Genomic DNA, 17,606 nt, shown 5'->3' on the forward strand with positions numbered 1-17,606 from the left:
TGCATTTCGCTCGGTTTGCACTACCTTTGCAAACGCTACATTAAAAACAAACTAAAACTACTAAAACATTAAGCTTATGAAACATTTTCTACACATGTTTCTCTGTTTGCTGTGCACACATACCGCTCATGCGCAACAAATAGACTTCAATCAACCCAACGACAATCCTTCACAGTATCTGGAGGAAGGTTATGAAGCATGGGGAATCCCTACGCAACAGCAACCAGCTACCAAGACATTCGGTGGCGTTACATTTACCGTAGAAATAGAAGGTGATGTCAAGGGAAAGACCCTCTATACCGTAAGATGGAAAGACGGACGCCAACATTCCAAGCTCATCTGCGATGGTGTGATGGTCAAGGGACTTGACGAACAGGGCAACAGACCCGAACTCACCACCGGACGGGTAGGCATCAAGGTGCATATAGCTGGACTGCCCAATGGCAACCACACCTTGCTGGCCTATCACAACAATACGGATGGAGGCGATTTCGTAGCTCCTCCCATCAGTATCGATGTTGATGGAGTGACCAAAGTGACGGGCATACAACAGACCCGTCGTGCTACTTCGCTCTCTGAGTCTGCCAAATCGAGCGTAGAATTTACCGTCACAGATCAACGACCTGTCACCATCACCTATTATACAGTACCTGTAGAGGGCACGACCTACACTACCACATCGCTCGAACTCAACTCGCTTGAAGTGGGCGGTGATACTTTCATGGCACTCGACCCTACCCCTGCCAACAACGACCGCCATGCGGCATGGGAGGATGGTAAGGCTTCGCTGTCGTGGAAAGCTCCCGATGGTACCGCCAAGCACCACTTGGTATTCGGCACCGACTCCATGGCAGTTGTCAATGCCACAACCTACGACTATGAAGGAACAGCAGCCTCATGGCAGACCGGTCAGCTATCGCCATTGACCAGATACTTCTGGCGCATGGACGAAGAGGATGCCCAAGGCAAGATACACCATGGCACGGTATGGTCGTTTCAACCGCGCCGCAAGGCATTTCCTGATGCCGAAGGCTATGGTCAATATGCTGTTGGTGGACGCGGAGGCATAGTCTATCATGTCACTTCACTCGATGACGATGCCACCAATCCCCAACCCGGAACTTTCCGCTATGGTATCACTCAGGTGAAAGGGCCACGCACCATCGTGTTTGATGTGGCAGGTGTAATCCACCTGAAAGCCCGTCTGACCTGTTCTGAGAAATATGTTACCGTGGCGGGACAAACCGCGCCAGGCAACGGCATCTTGTTCCGTGGTGCACCATTCGGCATGCAGAGCGACGGTATCACCCGTTTCATCCGTCTCTACCGTGGCCATATCATTGATGCCAAAGATGCACAGATCGGTATCGACGGAATGGGTATGGCGGGCAACGACCATGCCATCATGGACCATTGCTCCATTTCTTGGACCATCGACGAGGGTTTCTCAAGCCGTAATGCCAAGGCCATCACGCTGCAACGCACTATCATCAGCGAGGCGCTCAACTGTGCCAACCATCCCAACTACGGCACGGGAACACAACACGGCTATGCCGCTACCATCGGAAGCGGACAGATGGGAGGACTGCCCGGATCGTTCCACCACAATCTGTTGGCACATAACGAAGGACGCAACTGGAGTATCTCTGGCGGACTCGATGGCACTGGCAACTATGATGGTCATCATGATGTGTTCAACAATGTGGTTTATAACTGGGGCAGCCGTGCTACCGACGGTGGTTCCCACGAAATCAATTTCGTCAACAACTACTATAAGATGGGACCTGCCACAACCATGAGAAAACTCTTCCGCCATCAGTTTGAAGGAACGGGCAGCGGCACACAGGCTGCTTATGTCAAAGGCAATATTCGCGAAGAACCATCAGGATCAAAAGTCAACGATAAGGAAGGCGACACCTATATATATGAACTCTCCAACGGTCAAGTGCTCAACTGGGAACCCTGGGCCACTAAGCCTTTCTTTGAAAGCTATGCCGAAATCGAAACGGCAGAAAGTGCCTACAAGAGTGTGTTGAGCGATGTGGGTTGCAATATGCCTACTCTTAACAAGCACGATGCACGTATCATCGACGAAACGCGCAACGGATCTACATCGACCACCGGTAGCAAAACGGGCAAAAAAGGCCTCATCGACCATGAGGAAGACAGCGAGGGTTTCGATGCCGCCAAACTTGGAATCACCACCGAGACACGTCCTACAGGATTCGATACCGATATGGATGGCATCCCCGACTGGTTTGAAGAAATTGCAGGAACAGATAAAAATGTTGCCAACAACAATGACGATCGAGATGGAGACCACTACACCGACTTGGAAGAATACCTTGATTGGATGGCACATCCAAACTTCATCGTGAAGGTTGGCGATACCAAGAGCATCGACCTCAAACCCTATTTCGCAGGCTATCCTTCGTTTACGGCTACCATTGCCAATAGCGTCAGCGGTGCCACCATCGAAGACAACAGCCTCAGCATGGTCACTACGGTCAAGGGATTCTATACCGTTCGCGTCAAAGTGAGCGACGGTTCCGACTCGATGGTACGTCAGTTCAACTTTGCCGTGACCGACGGTACAACAGGTATCGAACATGTGAAGACCGACGAAGAACAGACCGACGGTCCTATTTACGACCTTCAGGGCCGTCGCATACAGCGTCCGTCAAAGGGCATCTATATACAGAACGGACAGAAGCGACTGGCTCGTTAACTCGAAAAACAAATCCCGATTAGGGAATAAATCACATAGCAGGGTGCAGAGATACACAAAAAAAGTGTAACTTTGCACCCACTATGGTTTCTACGACATCGCCTGTTCAGGCACTCACCCAACAACGATTGCTACTCCAGATGGAGTATCAAGCCGAGAAAGAAGCCTTCCGCAAACAGACCGAAGAGATGGGAATGATGCGGAAGGTAAAGCGTGGCGATGCTTGGTATCCGTTGCAAATCACCAAGAGCTACTATAATTCGCTCAACCAACTGGCTGTGGAGGTGATGCGCACTACCGATACCGACATCGAGCACAACTTCGAATTTGGCAAACCCATCATATTTTTCTCCTGCGATAGTATGTCGCAAAAGGACGCCCGAATCAAGTATTTGTCGTTTACGGCTATGGTGAGCTATGTGGATGGCGACCGCATGGTGTGCGTCATTCCCAACGATGGCTATCTGCTGACACTTCAGCGCACCGACCATCTGGGTGTGCAATTATCGTTTGATGAGACCAGTTACCGATTGATGCTCGATGCACTCGACCGCGCCATACGTGCCAAAGGACGTCTGGCTTACCTTCGCGACCTCTTTTATTCGCGCAAAGAACCTGAAGTGCTGACGTTCGCACCCATGCATTTTCCCTATCTCAACACCACGCAGGAGGCGGCGGTCAACTTAGTGTTGCGTGCCAAGGATGTGGCTATAGTCCATGGTCCGCCAGGAACAGGAAAGACCACAACGCTCGTAGAGGCTATCCACGAGACTCTTATGCGCGAGAGCCAGGTGTTGGTATGCGCACAAAGTAACATGGCTGTTGACTGGATTTCGGAGAAATTGGCAGACCGTGGCATCCCCGTACTGCGGTTGGGCAACCCCACACGTGTTACCGACAAGATGCTGTCTTTTACTTACGAGCGGCGCTTTGAGGGGCATCCCGACTATCCACAACTATGGGCCATCCGCAAAGCCATACGTGATTTGCGTGCTCACCGAAAGCGCGGCGATGAGAAATACCACCAGAAAATGGAGAGTCTGAAAGGGCGTGCCACCGAATTGGAGATACGCATCAACCAAGAACTCTTCGACGATGCACGAGTGATTGCCTGCACTTTGGTAGGAGCCGGCCACCGACTGTTGGACGGCAGAAAGTTCAGCAGCCTCTTTATCGACGAGGCAGCACAGGCATTGGAAGCTGCCTGTTGGATTCCCATGCGCCGTGTGGGCCGAGTCATCCTTGCCGGCGACCACTGCCAACTGCCGCCCACGGTGAAGAGCATTGCTGCTCTCAAGGCTGGTTTGGGCCGCACGTTGATGGAGCATCTGGTAGAGACAAAACCCTCGGCAGTCAGCCTATTGCAGACGCAATACCGCATGAACGAAGACATCATGCGCTTCTCTTCCGACTATTTCTATGATGGTAAGGTGGAGAGTGCTCCCGATGTGAAGTATCGTGGAATACTCGATTTGGACATTCCCATCGAGTGGATTGACACCAGCGGAGAGGAGATGCATGAGGAGTTTGTTGGCGATTCGTTCGGTCGTATTAATAAAAAGGAGGGAACGCTGACGCTCGAAACCCTTCAACATTACTTCGAGCGCATCGGCAAAGAGCGTCTGCTCGACGAGCGCATCAATGTGGGCATCATCTCGCCCTATAGAGCACAGGTGCAATACCTGCGCCGGTTGGTGAGCCGCAGCGAATACTTCAAGCCCTTCCGAAGGCTTATCAGCGTCAATACGGTAGATGGATTTCAAGGGCAGGAACGTGACATCATCGTCATCTCGCTGGTGCGTTCCAATCAAGAGGGACAGATCGGATTTCTCCGTGACCTACGCCGCATGAACGTTGCCATTACTCGTGCACGTATGAAACTCATCATCTTGGGCGATGTGCCTACCATGACACGACATCCTTTCTATAAGCAGCTGTGGGACTATATACAACGGTTGAAGAGGAAAGAATAGAGAGAAAAACGAGTTTTCACTTTGCTCTTCACTCACTTAATCGTACCTTTACGACACCGTCGCCAAGGTACTAACGTTCGGAAATGCAAAAGAAAAACGAGTTTTCACTTTGCTCTTCACTCACTTAATCATACCTTTGCGACGGTGTCGCCAAGGTACTAACGTTCGGAAATGCAAAAGAAAAACGAGTTTTCCTTTTGCTTTTCGCTCACTTAATCGTACCTTTGTACCCAAAACCGAAAAAACAATTAAAATGAAGAAGTATATGATGATGGCCATGGCTGTACTGGCAATGGCCTCTTGTAGCGAGAAGAAATTCCATGTAGAAGGCACCATTGCCAATGCTAAAGACTCTGTGCTCTACCTCGAAAACGTGGGCATTGAGGAAATCAACGTAGTGGATTCTGTAAAACTGGACGGCGAAGGCAACTTCAATTTTGCTTGTGCACAAAACGATGCACCCGAATTTTACCGTCTGCGCATTGCAGACCAGATCATCAATGTAAGTATCGATTCTACCGAAACTGTGACCATCAAGACCAAATATCCACAAATGGCTACACAGTATGAAGTAAGCGGTTCAGAAAACTGTGAGAAGATTAAGGAACTTGCCCTTAAGCAAATCGACCTGCAACAGCGGGTCATGGCTATCCAGCGCAACCCAGCTCTGACCATCGACCAAAGCAACGACAGCATCTTACGCATCATCAACGACTATAAGAATGATGTAAAGATGAACTATATTCTCAAAGAGCCCAACCGCTCTTATGCATATTTTGCACTGTTCCAGACCTTGGGCAACATGCTGCTGTTTAACCCTCGCAGCAACAAAGATGACATCAAAGTGTTTGCAGCGGTAGCTACCAGTTGGGATACCTACCATCCAGGAGCTGAGCGCGGAACCAACCTGCACAACATTGCCATCGAGGGCATGAAGAATATGCGCATCAACGAGGCAGACCGTGCCAATACCATCGATGCCAGCAAGGTATCGACCACGGGACTTATCGATATTGCACTGACCGACAACCATGGTAAGGTGTGCCGTCTGAGCGACCTCAAGGGCAAGGTGGTGATGCTCGATTTCCATGTCTTTGGCACAGAAAACTCACCCAAGCGCATCCTGCTCTTGCGTGAACTCTATAACAAATACCATGCACAGGGCTTTGAGATTTACCAGGTAGCACTCGATCCCGATGAGCATTTCTGGAAGCAGCAAACCGCCGCACTGCCATGGATTAGCGTGCGCGACCCACAAGGTCTCGACTCACAGTCGCTTATCGTTTACAACGTACAAGGGCTTCCAGAATACTTCCTCATCGATCGTACCAACACCTTGCGCAAGCGCAGTCAGCAAGTACGTGACATCGAGGCTGAGATTAAGGCACTGCTGTAACAGTCTGGCAGACCGTCAGAACCATCAAGAAACAAGCATCGCACAGACCACCAAGTCTATGCGATGCTTATTTTTTGATGAATCCTATTACAGACTATTGTACTATAATGCGTGATGGATGAATGTTGCGGCTGATGCCCTTAATACTTTTGCGGAACTTAGAAACTCTGCAACCAACGGCGCAACTCCATCATCAATTCAAGATGATAGGGGAAGGACTGGAGGATGCCGAAACCATGTCCACCAGTGGGATAGATATGCATCGAGGCAGAAACACCTGCCTGACAGAGTTCCTCGTAATAGCTGACAGCATTGATAGGCGATACCGCTTTATCATCGTTGGCTAATGCTATGAAGGCAGGAGGTGTGGCATGGGTCACGTGCTGCTCGTTGCAATAGTCGTTGACGAGTTTGCGCTTGGGATTCTTACCCAACAGATTATCGCGCGAACCCTGATGGGTGACACCTGTCTCCATAGAGATGACGGGATACATCAATATCTGGAAATTGGGCGCTGCATCGCCCTTAGAATGGGTGGCAATGGTCGAAGCGAGATGACCGCCTGCTGAGAATCCCATGATGCCCACTTGCTGCGGGTCGATATCCCAACTCTTTGCGTTGCGACGCACGGTGCGCATGGCCTCTTCAGCATCTTCGGCAGGCACTTTCCATACGCAATGAGGCATGCGATACTTCAACACAATGACGGCAATGCCCAAACTGTTGAAGAAGGGTGCCCATGCGGTTCCCTCTTTTTCAAATGCCAGATGAGTGTAGCCACCGCCTGGACAGATGACAATGGCACGTCCTGTAGATTGGCTCTTCTTAGGCAGAAAGATGCTTATCTTCGCCATGTCGGTGGGGTCGCCATTATTGGTTTGTGGTCCCTGGGGCCACAGATTCAACTCCATGCCTTGCTGGGCATAAGCCGAAGCAGACACAAACAATAAGATTAAAAAAAGTAGTTTCTTCATAATAAAATGATATTTTTAGGTGCAAAGATACATATTATTATTGAAAAGTCTGTATCTTTGCACTACCAAAACGACAAATCATTACGACTATGAATAAAAGATTCCTTTCATTAATGGTGCTCGCCGGACTGACCATCGGAGCACAGGCAAAAGTAAAATTGTCGCATCTTGTAGGCGATAACATGATTATTCAGCAACAGAGTGACGTGCGCCTTTGGGGATGGGCAAAGCCCAAAAGCAAGGTAGTGGCGACCACTTCGTGGAGCAATGAGCGTAGCGAAGCTGTTGCAGGCAAGGACGGTAAATGGTTGCTGACCGTTAAATCGCCCAAAGCCAGCTATACCCCACTGAGCATTAGTTTTGACGACGGTGATGGAAAGGTCACTGTCAATAATGTATTGGCAGGCGAGGTATGGGTCTGCGCAGGCCAGTCTAACATGGAAATGCCTATCAAAGGATTCGGCAATTGCCCTGTGGAAGGCTACAACCAAGTAGTACTCGAAGCCAATAAGCATAAAGGTATTCACTATGTCAAAGTGCCCAGCATCATGAGCACAAAGCCTCTCGACGATGCCAACTGCGAATGGAAAGAGGCCAATGCAGACAATGTTAGCGAAGCATCAGCCACCGGTTACTTCTTCGCCAAGACTGTCAACGAGGCTATCGACGTTCCCGTTGGACTCATCATGGCAAACAAAGGAGGCAGCCGCGTAGAGAGTTGGCTCGACCGAGACTATCTGACCAAGAATACCAAAGAGGATTTAGACTCCACACACATGGTGAATAAATTCAAATGGGACTTCCTCTATCCACTTCTTTGGGGCAACGGCACCTTCAACCCAATACTCAACAGCACCGTAAAGGGCATCCTCTTCTATCAAGGCTGCTCTAACGTGGGCGACCCTGACGGTCAATACACCCAGCGACTGGCTGACCTTGTGGCTCAATGGCGCCGCGATTTCAAGCAGGGCGACATTCCCTTCTACTTCGTACAGATAGCTCCTTATCATAACGGCGACATCAACGGCGACGCTGGACCAAGATTGCGCGAACAGCAGTTCAATGCTGCCAAGGTCATCCCCAACAGTGGTATCGTATGCACCGAAGACCTCGTTTACCCCTATGAGGTAGAGCAAATCCATCCTGCACAAAAGCGTCAGGTGGGCGAACGACTTGCCTATCAAGCGCTCAACAAAACCTACGGCATGAAATCTGTCATCTGTGAGAGCATGACTTTCAAGGAGATGAAGATCGACGGCGATAAGGTTTTGGTACATTTCGACAACGAATACGGAGCCTACAGCCGTTTCGAAGGCATCGAAGGCTTTGAGGTAGCTGGTGCCGACCGCGTGTTCCACAAGGCTACCGCACGCCACACATGGGTTGATGCACCAGGCCCTTGGAACGAAGCCATCGTAGTATCAAGTCCTGAAGTGAAGGAGCCTGTGGCTGTACGCTACTGCTTCCGCAACTTCCAATTGGGCAATCTGGCCAATGCGGGAGGCCTGCCCCTGTTCCCATTCCGCACAGACAACTGGTAATATGAAACATCCTCTTGATATGTTTGCTTACTGCCCAATATGTGGCAGTAAGCAATTTGTTACTAACAATTTTAAGAGCAAGCGCTGCAAAGACTGTGGCTTCACCTATTATGCCAATGTTTGCGCTGCAACAGCAGCATTCATTGTCAACGATCGCGGCGAGATACTCGTGGTGCGCAGAGGTAAAGAACCCGCCAAAGGCACACTCGATTTGCCCGGCGGCTTTGTCGATATGGACGAAACCGTAGAGGAGGGAATGCGTCGCGAGATACAGGAAGAGACGGGCATCCATGCCACAAAGATGGAATATCTCTTTTCCTTCCCCAACCAATATCTATACAGCGGCATCACCGTACATACCATCGATATGGACTTTCTGGTACGTGTTCCTGCCGAAACGCGTGCCCGTGCAGCCGACGATGCTGCCGAATGTATGTGGATTCCCATACGCCATCTCCACCCAAAAGAGTTCGGACTGACCAGCATACGCCGTGCAGTGGAACGCTTTCTGGAAGTGGCACGCATCGAATAGGCCACACTTCCGTATGCACAAGTCGTTAGTCGGCAATGTTTTACACATTGCTCGTCACCGCTTCAAATATCACTTGGCACAGCAAAACAAATTGATTTGCTGAACAAAGTAAATTGATTTGCTGAGGAAAACAATTTGTTTTGCTGAGCAAATCAATTTATTTTGCTATCATATCCCCTATTCATGATATGTCTAACCAACGTTAATAACCCACCGAAAAAACATCCATAGCACTTCTAAAGAATACCCATAAGCGAGGAAATTCAATGAGTTTGCTCAGCAAATTCATTGAAATTGCCCGGTAAATTCATTGAATTTGGTCAGCAAAATCATTGAATTTGCTAAGAAAAGCAACGTCTGAACATAGACTGTTGATATGCAAGTAGCTGAAAAACAGGCGTTCAAAGCATATCAACAAGACATTGGCAACAGAACACAGAAACACCATCGGCACAACGCTGAGGTATAGATAGCCGACGTTGAAGACAAGCAGACACCAACCAACTATCATGCGGCGAATAGTTAAGAAAACAAAAAAACACCTATATATATAAGGTGTAACCAAAACTTTTACCTACTTTTGCAGCCCGAACAATATTATTATCAAAGGTATGCAAAAGAATTTAGTCATTGTGGAGTCGCCTGCCAAGGCCAAAACAATAGAAAAGTTTTTGGGGAAAGACTATAAGGTCATGTCAAGTTACGGACACATCCGTGACCTCAAGAAGCACGACATGAGCATCAATACCAGCACACTCGAACCCGAATATGAAATACCAGAAGAGAAAGAGAAACTGGTAAAGGAACTCCAGACAACTGCCAAGAAAGCTGAAAAGATATGGCTCGCATCCGATGAGGACCGCGAAGGAGAAGCCATCTCATGGCACCTTTGCGAAGTACTCGGACTTGATGAAGAGAAAACAAGCCGTATCGTGTTCCACGAAATCACAGAGCCTGCAATTCTCAAGGCCATCGAAACACCACGTCACCTCGATATGAATCTGGTCAATGCACAACAGGCCAGACGTGTACTCGACAGACTCGTGGGATTCAAACTATCACCCGTGCTCTGGAGAAAAGTAAAGCCATCACTCTCTGCCGGACGTGTGCAGAGTGTGGCACTAAGACTTATTGTGGATCGCGAACGCGAGATACAAAACTTCAAGAGCGTACCCTTCTATAGCGTAAGCGGCGTGTTTGGAGTGGTCAATGCAGACGGTTCACAGACCGAAGTAAAGGCTCAACTCAACAAACGCTTCAAGACACACGATGAAGTACTGGCATTCCTCGAGAAGTGTAAAGACGCATCATTCATAGTAGAAGAGGTGACCAAGAAACCTACCAAACGCACACCAGCTCCCCCATTCACTACTTCTACGCTCCAACAGGAAGCTGCACGCAAACTCGGACTCACCGTGAGTCAGACCATGATGGTGGCACAACACCTCTACGAAAACGGACTTATCACCTATATGCGTACCGACTCGGTCAACCTGTCGGCACTATGCACCGAAGCAAGCCAACAGATTGTCACCTCACTCTATGGCGACAATTACAGCCGACCAAGACAGTATCACACCAGTTCGAAAGGCGCACAAGAGGCACACGAGGCCATCAGACCAACCTATATGGACCGTACAGAGATTACGGGAACACCACAGGAGAAACGCCTCTATGAACTGATTTGGAAGCGTACTGCTGCCAGCCAGATGGCAGACGCAGAACTCGAAAAGACTACCATCAGTATTGCCATGAGTGGAACATCAGAACTCTTCGTGGCACAAGGCGAAGTGATTACCTTCGACGGATTCATCAAAGTATATCGTGAATCATTTGACGACGATGACAACCAAGACGAGGAAATGGCAAAACTGTTGCCTCCTTTGAAACAAGGCGAAGAACTGCAACGCCGCGAAATACAGGCTGTAGAGCGATTCAGCCAAGGACCTTCACGATACAACGAAGCTTCATTTATCAAAAAAATGGAGGAACTCGGCATCGGACGACCTTCTACCTATGCACCAACCATCTCTACTATCCAACAGCGCAAATATGTGCACAAAGGTGACCGAACTGGAACTGAACGCAACTACACTATCGACACGCTGAAAGGACTCCAGATCAAAACCACAGAACGCACAGAGGTGACTGGGTCTGACAAGGGAAAACTGCTGCCTACAGATATCGGTATCGTGGTCAACGACTTCCTCATGGAACACTTCAAGGAGATCATGGACTACAATTTCACCGCTAAAGTGGAACTCGACTTCGATAAGATTGCAAGTGGAGAAGAGCAGTGGAAAGACATGGTAAAACAATTCTACGACGGATTCGAACCTATCGTAGAGAAGACCATCAATGCTCGCGACGAGCACAAAGCCGGTGAACGGCAGTTGGGAACAGACCCCAAAAGCGGACGACCCGTATTCGTTAAGATCGGACGATTCGGTCCTGTCGTACAGATAGGATCTGCAGACGATGCAGAAAAGCCACTCTTCGCACAGATTCCAAGCGACAAGAGCATCGAAACCATTACATTGGAAGAAACACTCGAACTCTTCAAACTGCCACGCACCGTAGGAGAATTTGAAGGATCGCCAGTAGTGATTGGCAACGGACGCTTCGGACCTTACATCCTCCACGACAAGAAATACACCTCACTGCCTAAGAATACAGACCCCATGGCGATTACACTCGACGAGTCGATAGCACTCATACGCGAAAAGCGCGAACAGGACCAGAAGCGCCACCTCAAGGTGTTTACCGAAGATCTCGACCTCGAAGTCATCAACGGACGATATGGCCCATACATCGCCTACAAGGGTAAAAACTACCGACTGCCCAAAGCACTCCATCAGAAAGCAGCAGAACTGACATACCAAGAGTGCATGGATATTGTCAACACATCCATTCCCACAAAGAAAAAATGAGACGCATCATACTGATAGGCTATATGGGTTCGGGGAAAACCACAATAGGCAAAGCCCTCTCCAAAGAGACGGGCATGATGTTCTACGACCTCGACTGGTATATAGAAAGCCGCATGAGAAAAACTGTGGCACAAATCTTTGCGGAAAAAGGCGAAGAGGGGTTCAGAAAAATAGAACACAACATGCTCCACGAAGTGGCGGAATTTGAAAACGTCATCATCAGCTGCGGCGGTGGAACACCATGCTTCTTCGACAACATAGACTATATCAACCAACAGGGAGAGGTGGTCTATCTCAAAGCTACACCCGAAGTGCTCTATCGACATCTGCTGATGGGAAAGGTCGAAAGACCACTCATCAAAAACAAAACACCAGAAGAACTCATTGCCTATATCACCGAACAAGTCGCCAAACGCGAGGAATTCTACAACAAAGCAAGATACACACTCGACGTCAGTCTCATGGACAACTACGAGAAAATACAACTCAGCGTAGATCAACTGCGCCAACTGCTCAACATCTGAAATCTATTCTCATCCACAACAAATCCCACTCTGTCAAGACATGAAGAAATGGACTATTGAAGATTCTAAGGAACTCTACAACATCAACGGCTGGGGCACCAGCTATTTCGGCATCAACGAACAAGGCAACGTCTATGTCACTCCGTTTAAAGACGGAACACAGATTGACCTGCACGAAGTGATGAACGAACTCGCTCTGCGCGATGTGGAATCACCCGTGCTACTGCGTTTCCCTGACATTCTCGACAACCGTATCGAGAAAACATGGAGTTGCTTTAAGAAAGCAGCAAAGGAGTATGACTACAAAGGTGAGAACTATGTGGTCTATCCCATTAAGGTCAATCAGATGCAACCCGTAGTAGAAGAAATCATATCTCACGGACGCAAATTCAATCTCGGACTTGAAGCGGGATCAAAACCAGAATTGCACGCGGTCATTGCCATGCAGTGTCAGAGCGACAGCATCATCATCTGCAATGGATACAAAGATGAAAACTACATCGAACTGGCTTTGCTGGCACAGAAAATGGGCAAGCAGATATTCATTGTGGTGGAGAAAATGAACGAGTTGGAAATCATTGCCAACAAAGCAAAGAAGATGGGTATCAGGCCTAACATCGGCATACGCATCAAACTCGCATCATCCGGAAGCGGTAAATGGGAGGAAAGTGGAGGCGATGCCAGCAAGTTCGGACTCACCAGCGCAGAACTGCTGGAAGCTCTCGACATACTCAACAAGAAGGGCATGCGCGACTGTTTGAGACTCATCCACTTCCATATCGGAAGCCAAATCACCAAAATCAGACGCATACAGACTGCACTCAGAGAGGCTTCACAATTCTACATACAGCTCCACAAGATGGGCTACAACGTAGATTTCGTAGATTGTGGAGGCGGACTCGGAGTGGATTACGACGGCACAAGGTCACCATCCAGCGAGAGTTCAGTCAACTATTCTATACAGGAATACGTAAACGACTGTATCTACACCTTCGTTGATGCGGCCAATAAAAACAATCTGCCCCACCCCAATCTGATAACAGAAAGCGGGCGATCGCTGGCTGCACACCACTCGGTATTGGTTATCGACGTGCTCGAAACAGCATCGCTGCCCGAAATGCCGGAGGAGTTTGAACCCGATGAGAATAGCCATCAACTGGTGAAAGACCTATACGAAATATGGGACAACCTATCACCAAGAAACGTATTGGAAGACTGGCACGATGCAGAACAAATCAGAGAAGAGGTGCTCGATCTCTTTGCACACGGCATCGTTGACCTCAAGACAAGAGCGGAAATTGAGGCGATGTACTGGAGTGTGTGCCATGAAATCAATGCATTGGCAAAGAATCTGAAACACATACCGGAGGAGCTGATGAACATCGACAAACTGCTTGCCGACAAATATTTCTGCAACTTCTCACTCTTCCAGAGCCTCAGCGACTCATGGGCCATCGACCAGATGTTCCCTATCATGCCTATTCAGCGACTCACCGAACGGCCCACACGAAACGCAACACTACAGGATATCACCTGCGACTCCGACGGAAAGATTGCCAACTTCGTAACCAATCGCCACAACTCCCACTCGCTGCCGGTGCATCCGCTACGTCGCAACGAACCCTACTACTTAGGAGTTTTCCTCGTAGGAGCCTATCAGGAAATTCTCGGCGACATGCACAACCTCTTCGGCGATACTACCGCAGTACACATTTCCGTTAAGGACGGACAGTATCACATCGACCAGGTGATCGACGGAGAAACCGTTGCTGAGGTGCTCGAATATGTGCAGTATGAACCCAAGAAACTGGTAAGACAACTGGAAATATGGGTTACCAAGAGCGTCAAGCAAGGTAAGATCACACTCGAAGAGGGTAAGGAATTCCTTTCTACCTACCGCAGCGGACTCTACGGTTACACCTATTTAGAATAATAACTGACGGTTGTCAACAACCGCAGAAACATCACACACCGACGGTACAGACCGTCAACAACTGTTGGCTCTGACCAATTCGGTCAGGGCCAACAATAGTTAAAGAACAAAAAGAAACAAGTGAAACACTGCATATTACGCAAATTTATTACTAATTTTGTATGTGCAACATCACAACAATAAAAATGTTATGGAAAAAATAACCATCGTAAAAGTAGGCGGTGCGGTCGTTGAAGACGAAGCACAACTGACACAGTTACTCAAAGACTTTGCTGCCATCGAAGGGAAAAAAGTACTTGTACATGGCGGAGGACGACGAGCCACAAAGGTGGCTGCAGCACTCGGCATTGAGAGCAAGATGGTCAACGGAAGACGTATCACCGATGCCGACATGCTCGAAGTGGTAACCATGGTCTATGGCGGACTGGTCAACAAAAACCTCGTGGCACGACTGCAAGCTGCGGGAGTGAACGCACTCGGACTGACTGGCGCCGACATCGACGTCATCCGCAGCCATAAGCGCCCCATCAAAGACGGTATCGACTTCGGTTTTGTGGGCGATGTGGAAAAAGCCAACGGACAAATGCTCCACACCCTCATCAACGCAGGAATCACTCCCGTCATGGCGCCGCTGACACACGACGGACAGGGACATATACTCAATACCAACGCAGACACCATTGCCGGAGAAACCGCTAAAGCACTTGCATCCTACTACGATGTTACACTCATCTATAGTTTCGAGAAGAAAGGCGTGCTAAGCAATCCCGACGATGACAACAGCGTCATCAGCGAAATCACACGAGAAGACTTTGAGAGATACAAGGCTGACGGAACCGTAGCAGGGGGCATGATACCCAAACTCGACAATGCTTTCGACGCCATCGACGCCGGAGTAAAACGCGTGATCATCACCCTTGCAACAGCCATCGACGGACAACACGGCACCGTCATCCGATAATTTAGAGAAAAAAATATCCATCATTCTGTAACTTTCACTTTCCACAATCGTCGTATATATAGAGAGGATGAAAAAAATCAGTTTTCGAAATGACATCCTGCCACTGAAGAATCTACTCTACAGGCTGGCGCTCCGCATCACTCTCGATCCTGCGGAAGCAGAAGATGTCGTACAGGAAACCATGATAAAGGTATGGAACCGGCGAGACAGCTGGGATACGATAGACAATATCGAAGCCTTCTGCACCACGACATGCCGCAACCTCTCGCTCGACAAGACACGGCGCATGGGACGACAGGAAGCATCGCTCGACAGCGTAGCAACAGACCCTGAAGACCACAGCAGCGCGTCAAACCCCGAAGAGCAGGCAATGCAACGAGACCGGGTGGCACTCATCCGACAACTCATAGACAGACTGCCAGAGAAGCAAAGATGCGTCATGCAACTGCGGGATATCGAGGGGAAGAGCTACAAAGACATTGCCACCTTGCTCGACATCAGCGAGGAACAAGTGAAGGTCAATATCTTCAGGGCACGTCAGGCTATCAAACAACAATTTAAGAAAACAGAGAATTATGGACTATAAGTACATCGAACAACTTTTGGAACGTTACTGGAAAGCGGAAACCTCTATCGAAGAAGAGGACATCCTCCGTGCGTTCTTCAGCCAACAGGACATTCCTGCGGCACTGAAGCAATACCAGCCGCTATTCACCTGCCAGCAGGAAGATGCCGACATCAAGTTGGGCGATGACTTCGATGAACGCATCTTGGCACTCACAGAAGATACCGAAGTGAAGCCCGTCAAGGCTCGCACCATCTCTCTGCAACAGCAGTTGAGACCGCTCTTCAAGGCCGCAGCAGTCATTGCCATCATCTTCTCTGTAGGTGGAGCCCTTCAGCATCCATGGGATGCCAGTTGGAACGACCCACGAATCGACTATGCCAACTCCTATATCCAGCAGATTGACACAGCCGACACCATAGTGCCCATGCAGGCGGAAAACATCACCGATGCCCCTGCCGACAGTAGCAAAGCTGTCAACGAGACACTACACAAAGAATGATACATTTCTATGCTTTCTCTATATTTAAATCATTTCAACATTAAAACAACAACGAAACTGTGAAGTTTCACTTCTCTCAAATTTTTCATAACATACTAACGAAGCGGGCCACCCATCAATAATGATAGGTGGCCCGTCGTACTTTTTGTCGCTAAAGTCATGAAACTGTTTATGACTTAGAGCATAAACCGAAATGCCGCAACCGTCATTCGGTCGTTCTAACGGCCTGTCGGCGATGTTGACCAACCGGACAACATCAGTTCTGACTGTCGGCACGCTTCATCTGCAGATACAGCTGCCACAAGGCTGGAATAACTATCATCAACGAGAATCCTGCTGCCATCAGCGCATGTTGCTCACTTCCGAAGATATCTACCAGCTTCACATCAGCCTGTTGATACATATTGGAAACGATATACGCAGCACTGTTGTTCACCCAGTGATACACCATTCCGGGAATGATTGAACCCGTGCGCCAATACATCCATCCCAGCAGCAAACCGCCAATAAAGGCATAGGGCATTTGGGCAGGATTGCCATGCACCAGGCAGAAAAGCAAAGCAGATACGACTATTGCCTTCCATGGTGTCAGCTTCTCAAGCAGTACGCGAAGCACTGCACCACGGAACACGACTTCCTCTACCAAAGGGGCCAACAGCCCGACGACCACATATCCCCAATAGTTGGCCATCAAATTGCCCATCTCCATTTCTATCAGGTTAGGCAACTCAGGAAGATGCTCCTGCAACCAAGTAAAGGGAATTGCCATGCCTATTGATGCCAGTGCAGCCCAAAGCAGAACGCTCCAAGGACGTGTCAGCAACCAACTGGGCGATAAGGGTGTCATCCGTTTCCACAAGAAAACAACAAGGGCAAGGACATTGGCAGCCGACAAACCGATAATCATCTGTGTTGTTTTGTCAACCACCACCGCTGTGCTTCCTATCAATAGGCATACGCCTTCTACCACATTCATGACCACCACCTGGATGGCCACAAACAGCAAAACATATAATATTGCCTTTTTCATCTATTTCATCTATTTAA

The 17,606-nt window shown here is 48.9% G+C and carries 13 protein-coding genes; 11 read left to right on the plus strand and 2 right to left on the minus strand.

From position 1 onward, the window contains the following. Positions 1 to 76: 76 nt before the first annotated feature. From CIK96_RS04655 to CIK96_RS04665, 3 genes are all read left to right on the plus strand, one after another. Entirely contained in the window at positions 77 to 2,728 is a 2,652-nt protein-coding gene (locus CIK96_RS04655) for a hypothetical protein (protein WP_094439923.1), read from the plus strand. Positions 2,729 to 2,811: 83 nt separating this feature from the next. Next, complete coding sequence (locus tag CIK96_RS04660) at positions 2,812 to 4,701, plus strand: AAA domain-containing protein (protein ID WP_094391505.1); 1,890 nt, start codon at positions 2,812 to 2,814, stop codon at positions 4,699 to 4,701. A 253-nt stretch (positions 4,702 to 4,954) separates the two neighbouring features. Next, positions 4,955 to 6,097, plus strand: coding sequence for a TlpA disulfide reductase family protein (locus tag CIK96_RS04665; RefSeq protein WP_094439924.1), 1,143 nt, complete (start codon positions 4,955 to 4,957; stop codon positions 6,095 to 6,097). 158 nt (positions 6,098 to 6,255) lie between these two features. On the opposite strand, the gene CIK96_RS04670 is transcribed toward CIK96_RS04665, so the two are convergent. Further along, positions 6,256 to 7,071 carry an alpha/beta hydrolase gene (locus tag CIK96_RS04670; RefSeq protein WP_094439925.1) on the minus strand — a complete coding sequence of 272 codons (816 nt, stop codon included), beginning with the start codon at positions 7,069 to 7,071 and terminating at the stop codon, positions 6,256 to 6,258. An 89-nt stretch (positions 7,072 to 7,160) separates the two neighbouring features. Between CIK96_RS04670 and CIK96_RS04675 the strand changes: the two genes are divergently transcribed. The 8 genes from CIK96_RS04675 to CIK96_RS04710 all read left to right on the plus strand — a co-directional run bounded on the left by CIK96_RS04675 (position 7,161) and on the right by CIK96_RS04710 (position 16,559). Then, positions 7,161 to 8,612, plus strand: coding sequence for a sialate O-acetylesterase (locus CIK96_RS04675; RefSeq protein ID WP_094391508.1), 1,452 nt, complete (start codon positions 7,161 to 7,163; stop codon positions 8,610 to 8,612). A 1-nt stretch (position 8,613) separates the two neighbouring features. Further along, positions 8,614 to 9,144 (plus strand): NUDIX domain-containing protein, encoded by a 531-nt coding sequence (locus CIK96_RS04680; protein WP_094391509.1) that lies wholly within the window; start codon positions 8,614 to 8,616, stop codon positions 9,142 to 9,144. Between the two features lie 611 nt (positions 9,145 to 9,755). Beyond that, positions 9,756 to 12,074 (plus strand): type I DNA topoisomerase, encoded by a 2,319-nt coding sequence (gene topA / locus CIK96_RS04685; RefSeq protein WP_094439926.1) that lies wholly within the window; start codon positions 9,756 to 9,758, stop codon positions 12,072 to 12,074. Further along, positions 12,071 to 12,598 carry a shikimate kinase gene (locus tag CIK96_RS04690; protein ID WP_094439927.1) on the plus strand — a complete coding sequence of 176 codons (528 nt, stop codon included), beginning with the start codon at positions 12,071 to 12,073 and terminating at the stop codon, positions 12,596 to 12,598. The genes topA and CIK96_RS04690 overlap by 4 nt, the downstream gene beginning before the upstream one ends. A gap of 40 nt (positions 12,599 to 12,638) precedes the next feature. Continuing rightward, positions 12,639 to 14,531, plus strand: coding sequence for a biosynthetic arginine decarboxylase (gene speA / locus CIK96_RS04695; protein ID WP_094439928.1), 1,893 nt, complete (start codon positions 12,639 to 12,641; stop codon positions 14,529 to 14,531). A 190-nt stretch (positions 14,532 to 14,721) separates the two neighbouring features. Then, on the plus strand, positions 14,722 to 15,492 hold the full coding sequence (gene argB, locus CIK96_RS04700) for an acetylglutamate kinase (protein WP_094434780.1): 771 nt from the start codon (positions 14,722 to 14,724) through the stop codon (positions 15,490 to 15,492). A 67-nt stretch (positions 15,493 to 15,559) separates the two neighbouring features. Further along, entirely contained in the window at positions 15,560 to 16,078 is a 519-nt protein-coding gene (locus CIK96_RS04705; protein ID WP_094391514.1) for an RNA polymerase sigma factor, read from the plus strand. Further along, positions 16,068 to 16,559: a hypothetical protein gene (locus CIK96_RS04710; protein WP_094391515.1), complete on the plus strand. Its 492-nt coding sequence runs from the start codon at positions 16,068 to 16,070 to the stop codon at positions 16,557 to 16,559. Before CIK96_RS04705 ends, CIK96_RS04710 begins: the two co-directional genes overlap by 11 nt. Before the next feature lie 256 nt (positions 16,560 to 16,815). Here the strand turns inward: CIK96_RS04710 and CIK96_RS04715 are convergent, their stop codons facing one another. Continuing rightward, entirely contained in the window at positions 16,816 to 17,589 is a 774-nt protein-coding gene (locus CIK96_RS04715; RefSeq protein ID WP_094439929.1) for a CPBP family intramembrane glutamic endopeptidase, read from the minus strand. Between the last annotated feature and the right edge of the window lie 17 nt (positions 17,590 to 17,606).

The organism is Prevotella sp. P4-98 (assembly GCF_002251405.1).
In the GTDB taxonomy this organism is placed as follows: Bacteria; Bacteroidota; Bacteroidia; order Bacteroidales; family Bacteroidaceae; genus Prevotella.

Coding starts and splice junctions, on each gene's coding strand:
- CIK96_RS04655 (WP_094439923.1), top strand. CDS start 77: ATGAAACATTTTCTACACATGTTTCTCTGTTTGCTGTGCACACATACC.
- CIK96_RS04660 (WP_094391505.1), top strand. CDS start 2,812: ATGGTTTCTACGACATCGCCTGTTCAGGCACTCACCCAACAACGATTG.
- CIK96_RS04665 (WP_094439924.1), top strand. CDS start 4,955: ATGAAGAAGTATATGATGATGGCCATGGCTGTACTGGCAATGGCCTCT.
- CIK96_RS04670 (WP_094439925.1), bottom strand. CDS start 7,071: ATGAAGAAACTACTTTTTTTAATCTTATTGTTTGTGTCTGCTTCGGCT.
- CIK96_RS04675 (WP_094391508.1), top strand. CDS start 7,161: ATGAATAAAAGATTCCTTTCATTAATGGTGCTCGCCGGACTGACCATC.
- CIK96_RS04680 (WP_094391509.1), top strand. CDS start 8,614: ATGAAACATCCTCTTGATATGTTTGCTTACTGCCCAATATGTGGCAGT.
- topA (WP_094439926.1), top strand. CDS start 9,756: ATGCAAAAGAATTTAGTCATTGTGGAGTCGCCTGCCAAGGCCAAAACA.
- CIK96_RS04690 (WP_094439927.1), top strand. CDS start 12,071: ATGAGACGCATCATACTGATAGGCTATATGGGTTCGGGGAAAACCACA.
- speA (WP_094439928.1), top strand. CDS start 12,639: ATGAAGAAATGGACTATTGAAGATTCTAAGGAACTCTACAACATCAAC.
- argB (WP_094434780.1), top strand. CDS start 14,722: ATGGAAAAAATAACCATCGTAAAAGTAGGCGGTGCGGTCGTTGAAGAC.
- CIK96_RS04705 (WP_094391514.1), top strand. CDS start 15,560: ATGAAAAAAATCAGTTTTCGAAATGACATCCTGCCACTGAAGAATCTA.
- CIK96_RS04710 (WP_094391515.1), top strand. CDS start 16,068: ATGGACTATAAGTACATCGAACAACTTTTGGAACGTTACTGGAAAGCG.
- CIK96_RS04715 (WP_094439929.1), bottom strand. CDS start 17,589: ATGAAAAAGGCAATATTATATGTTTTGCTGTTTGTGGCCATCCAGGTG.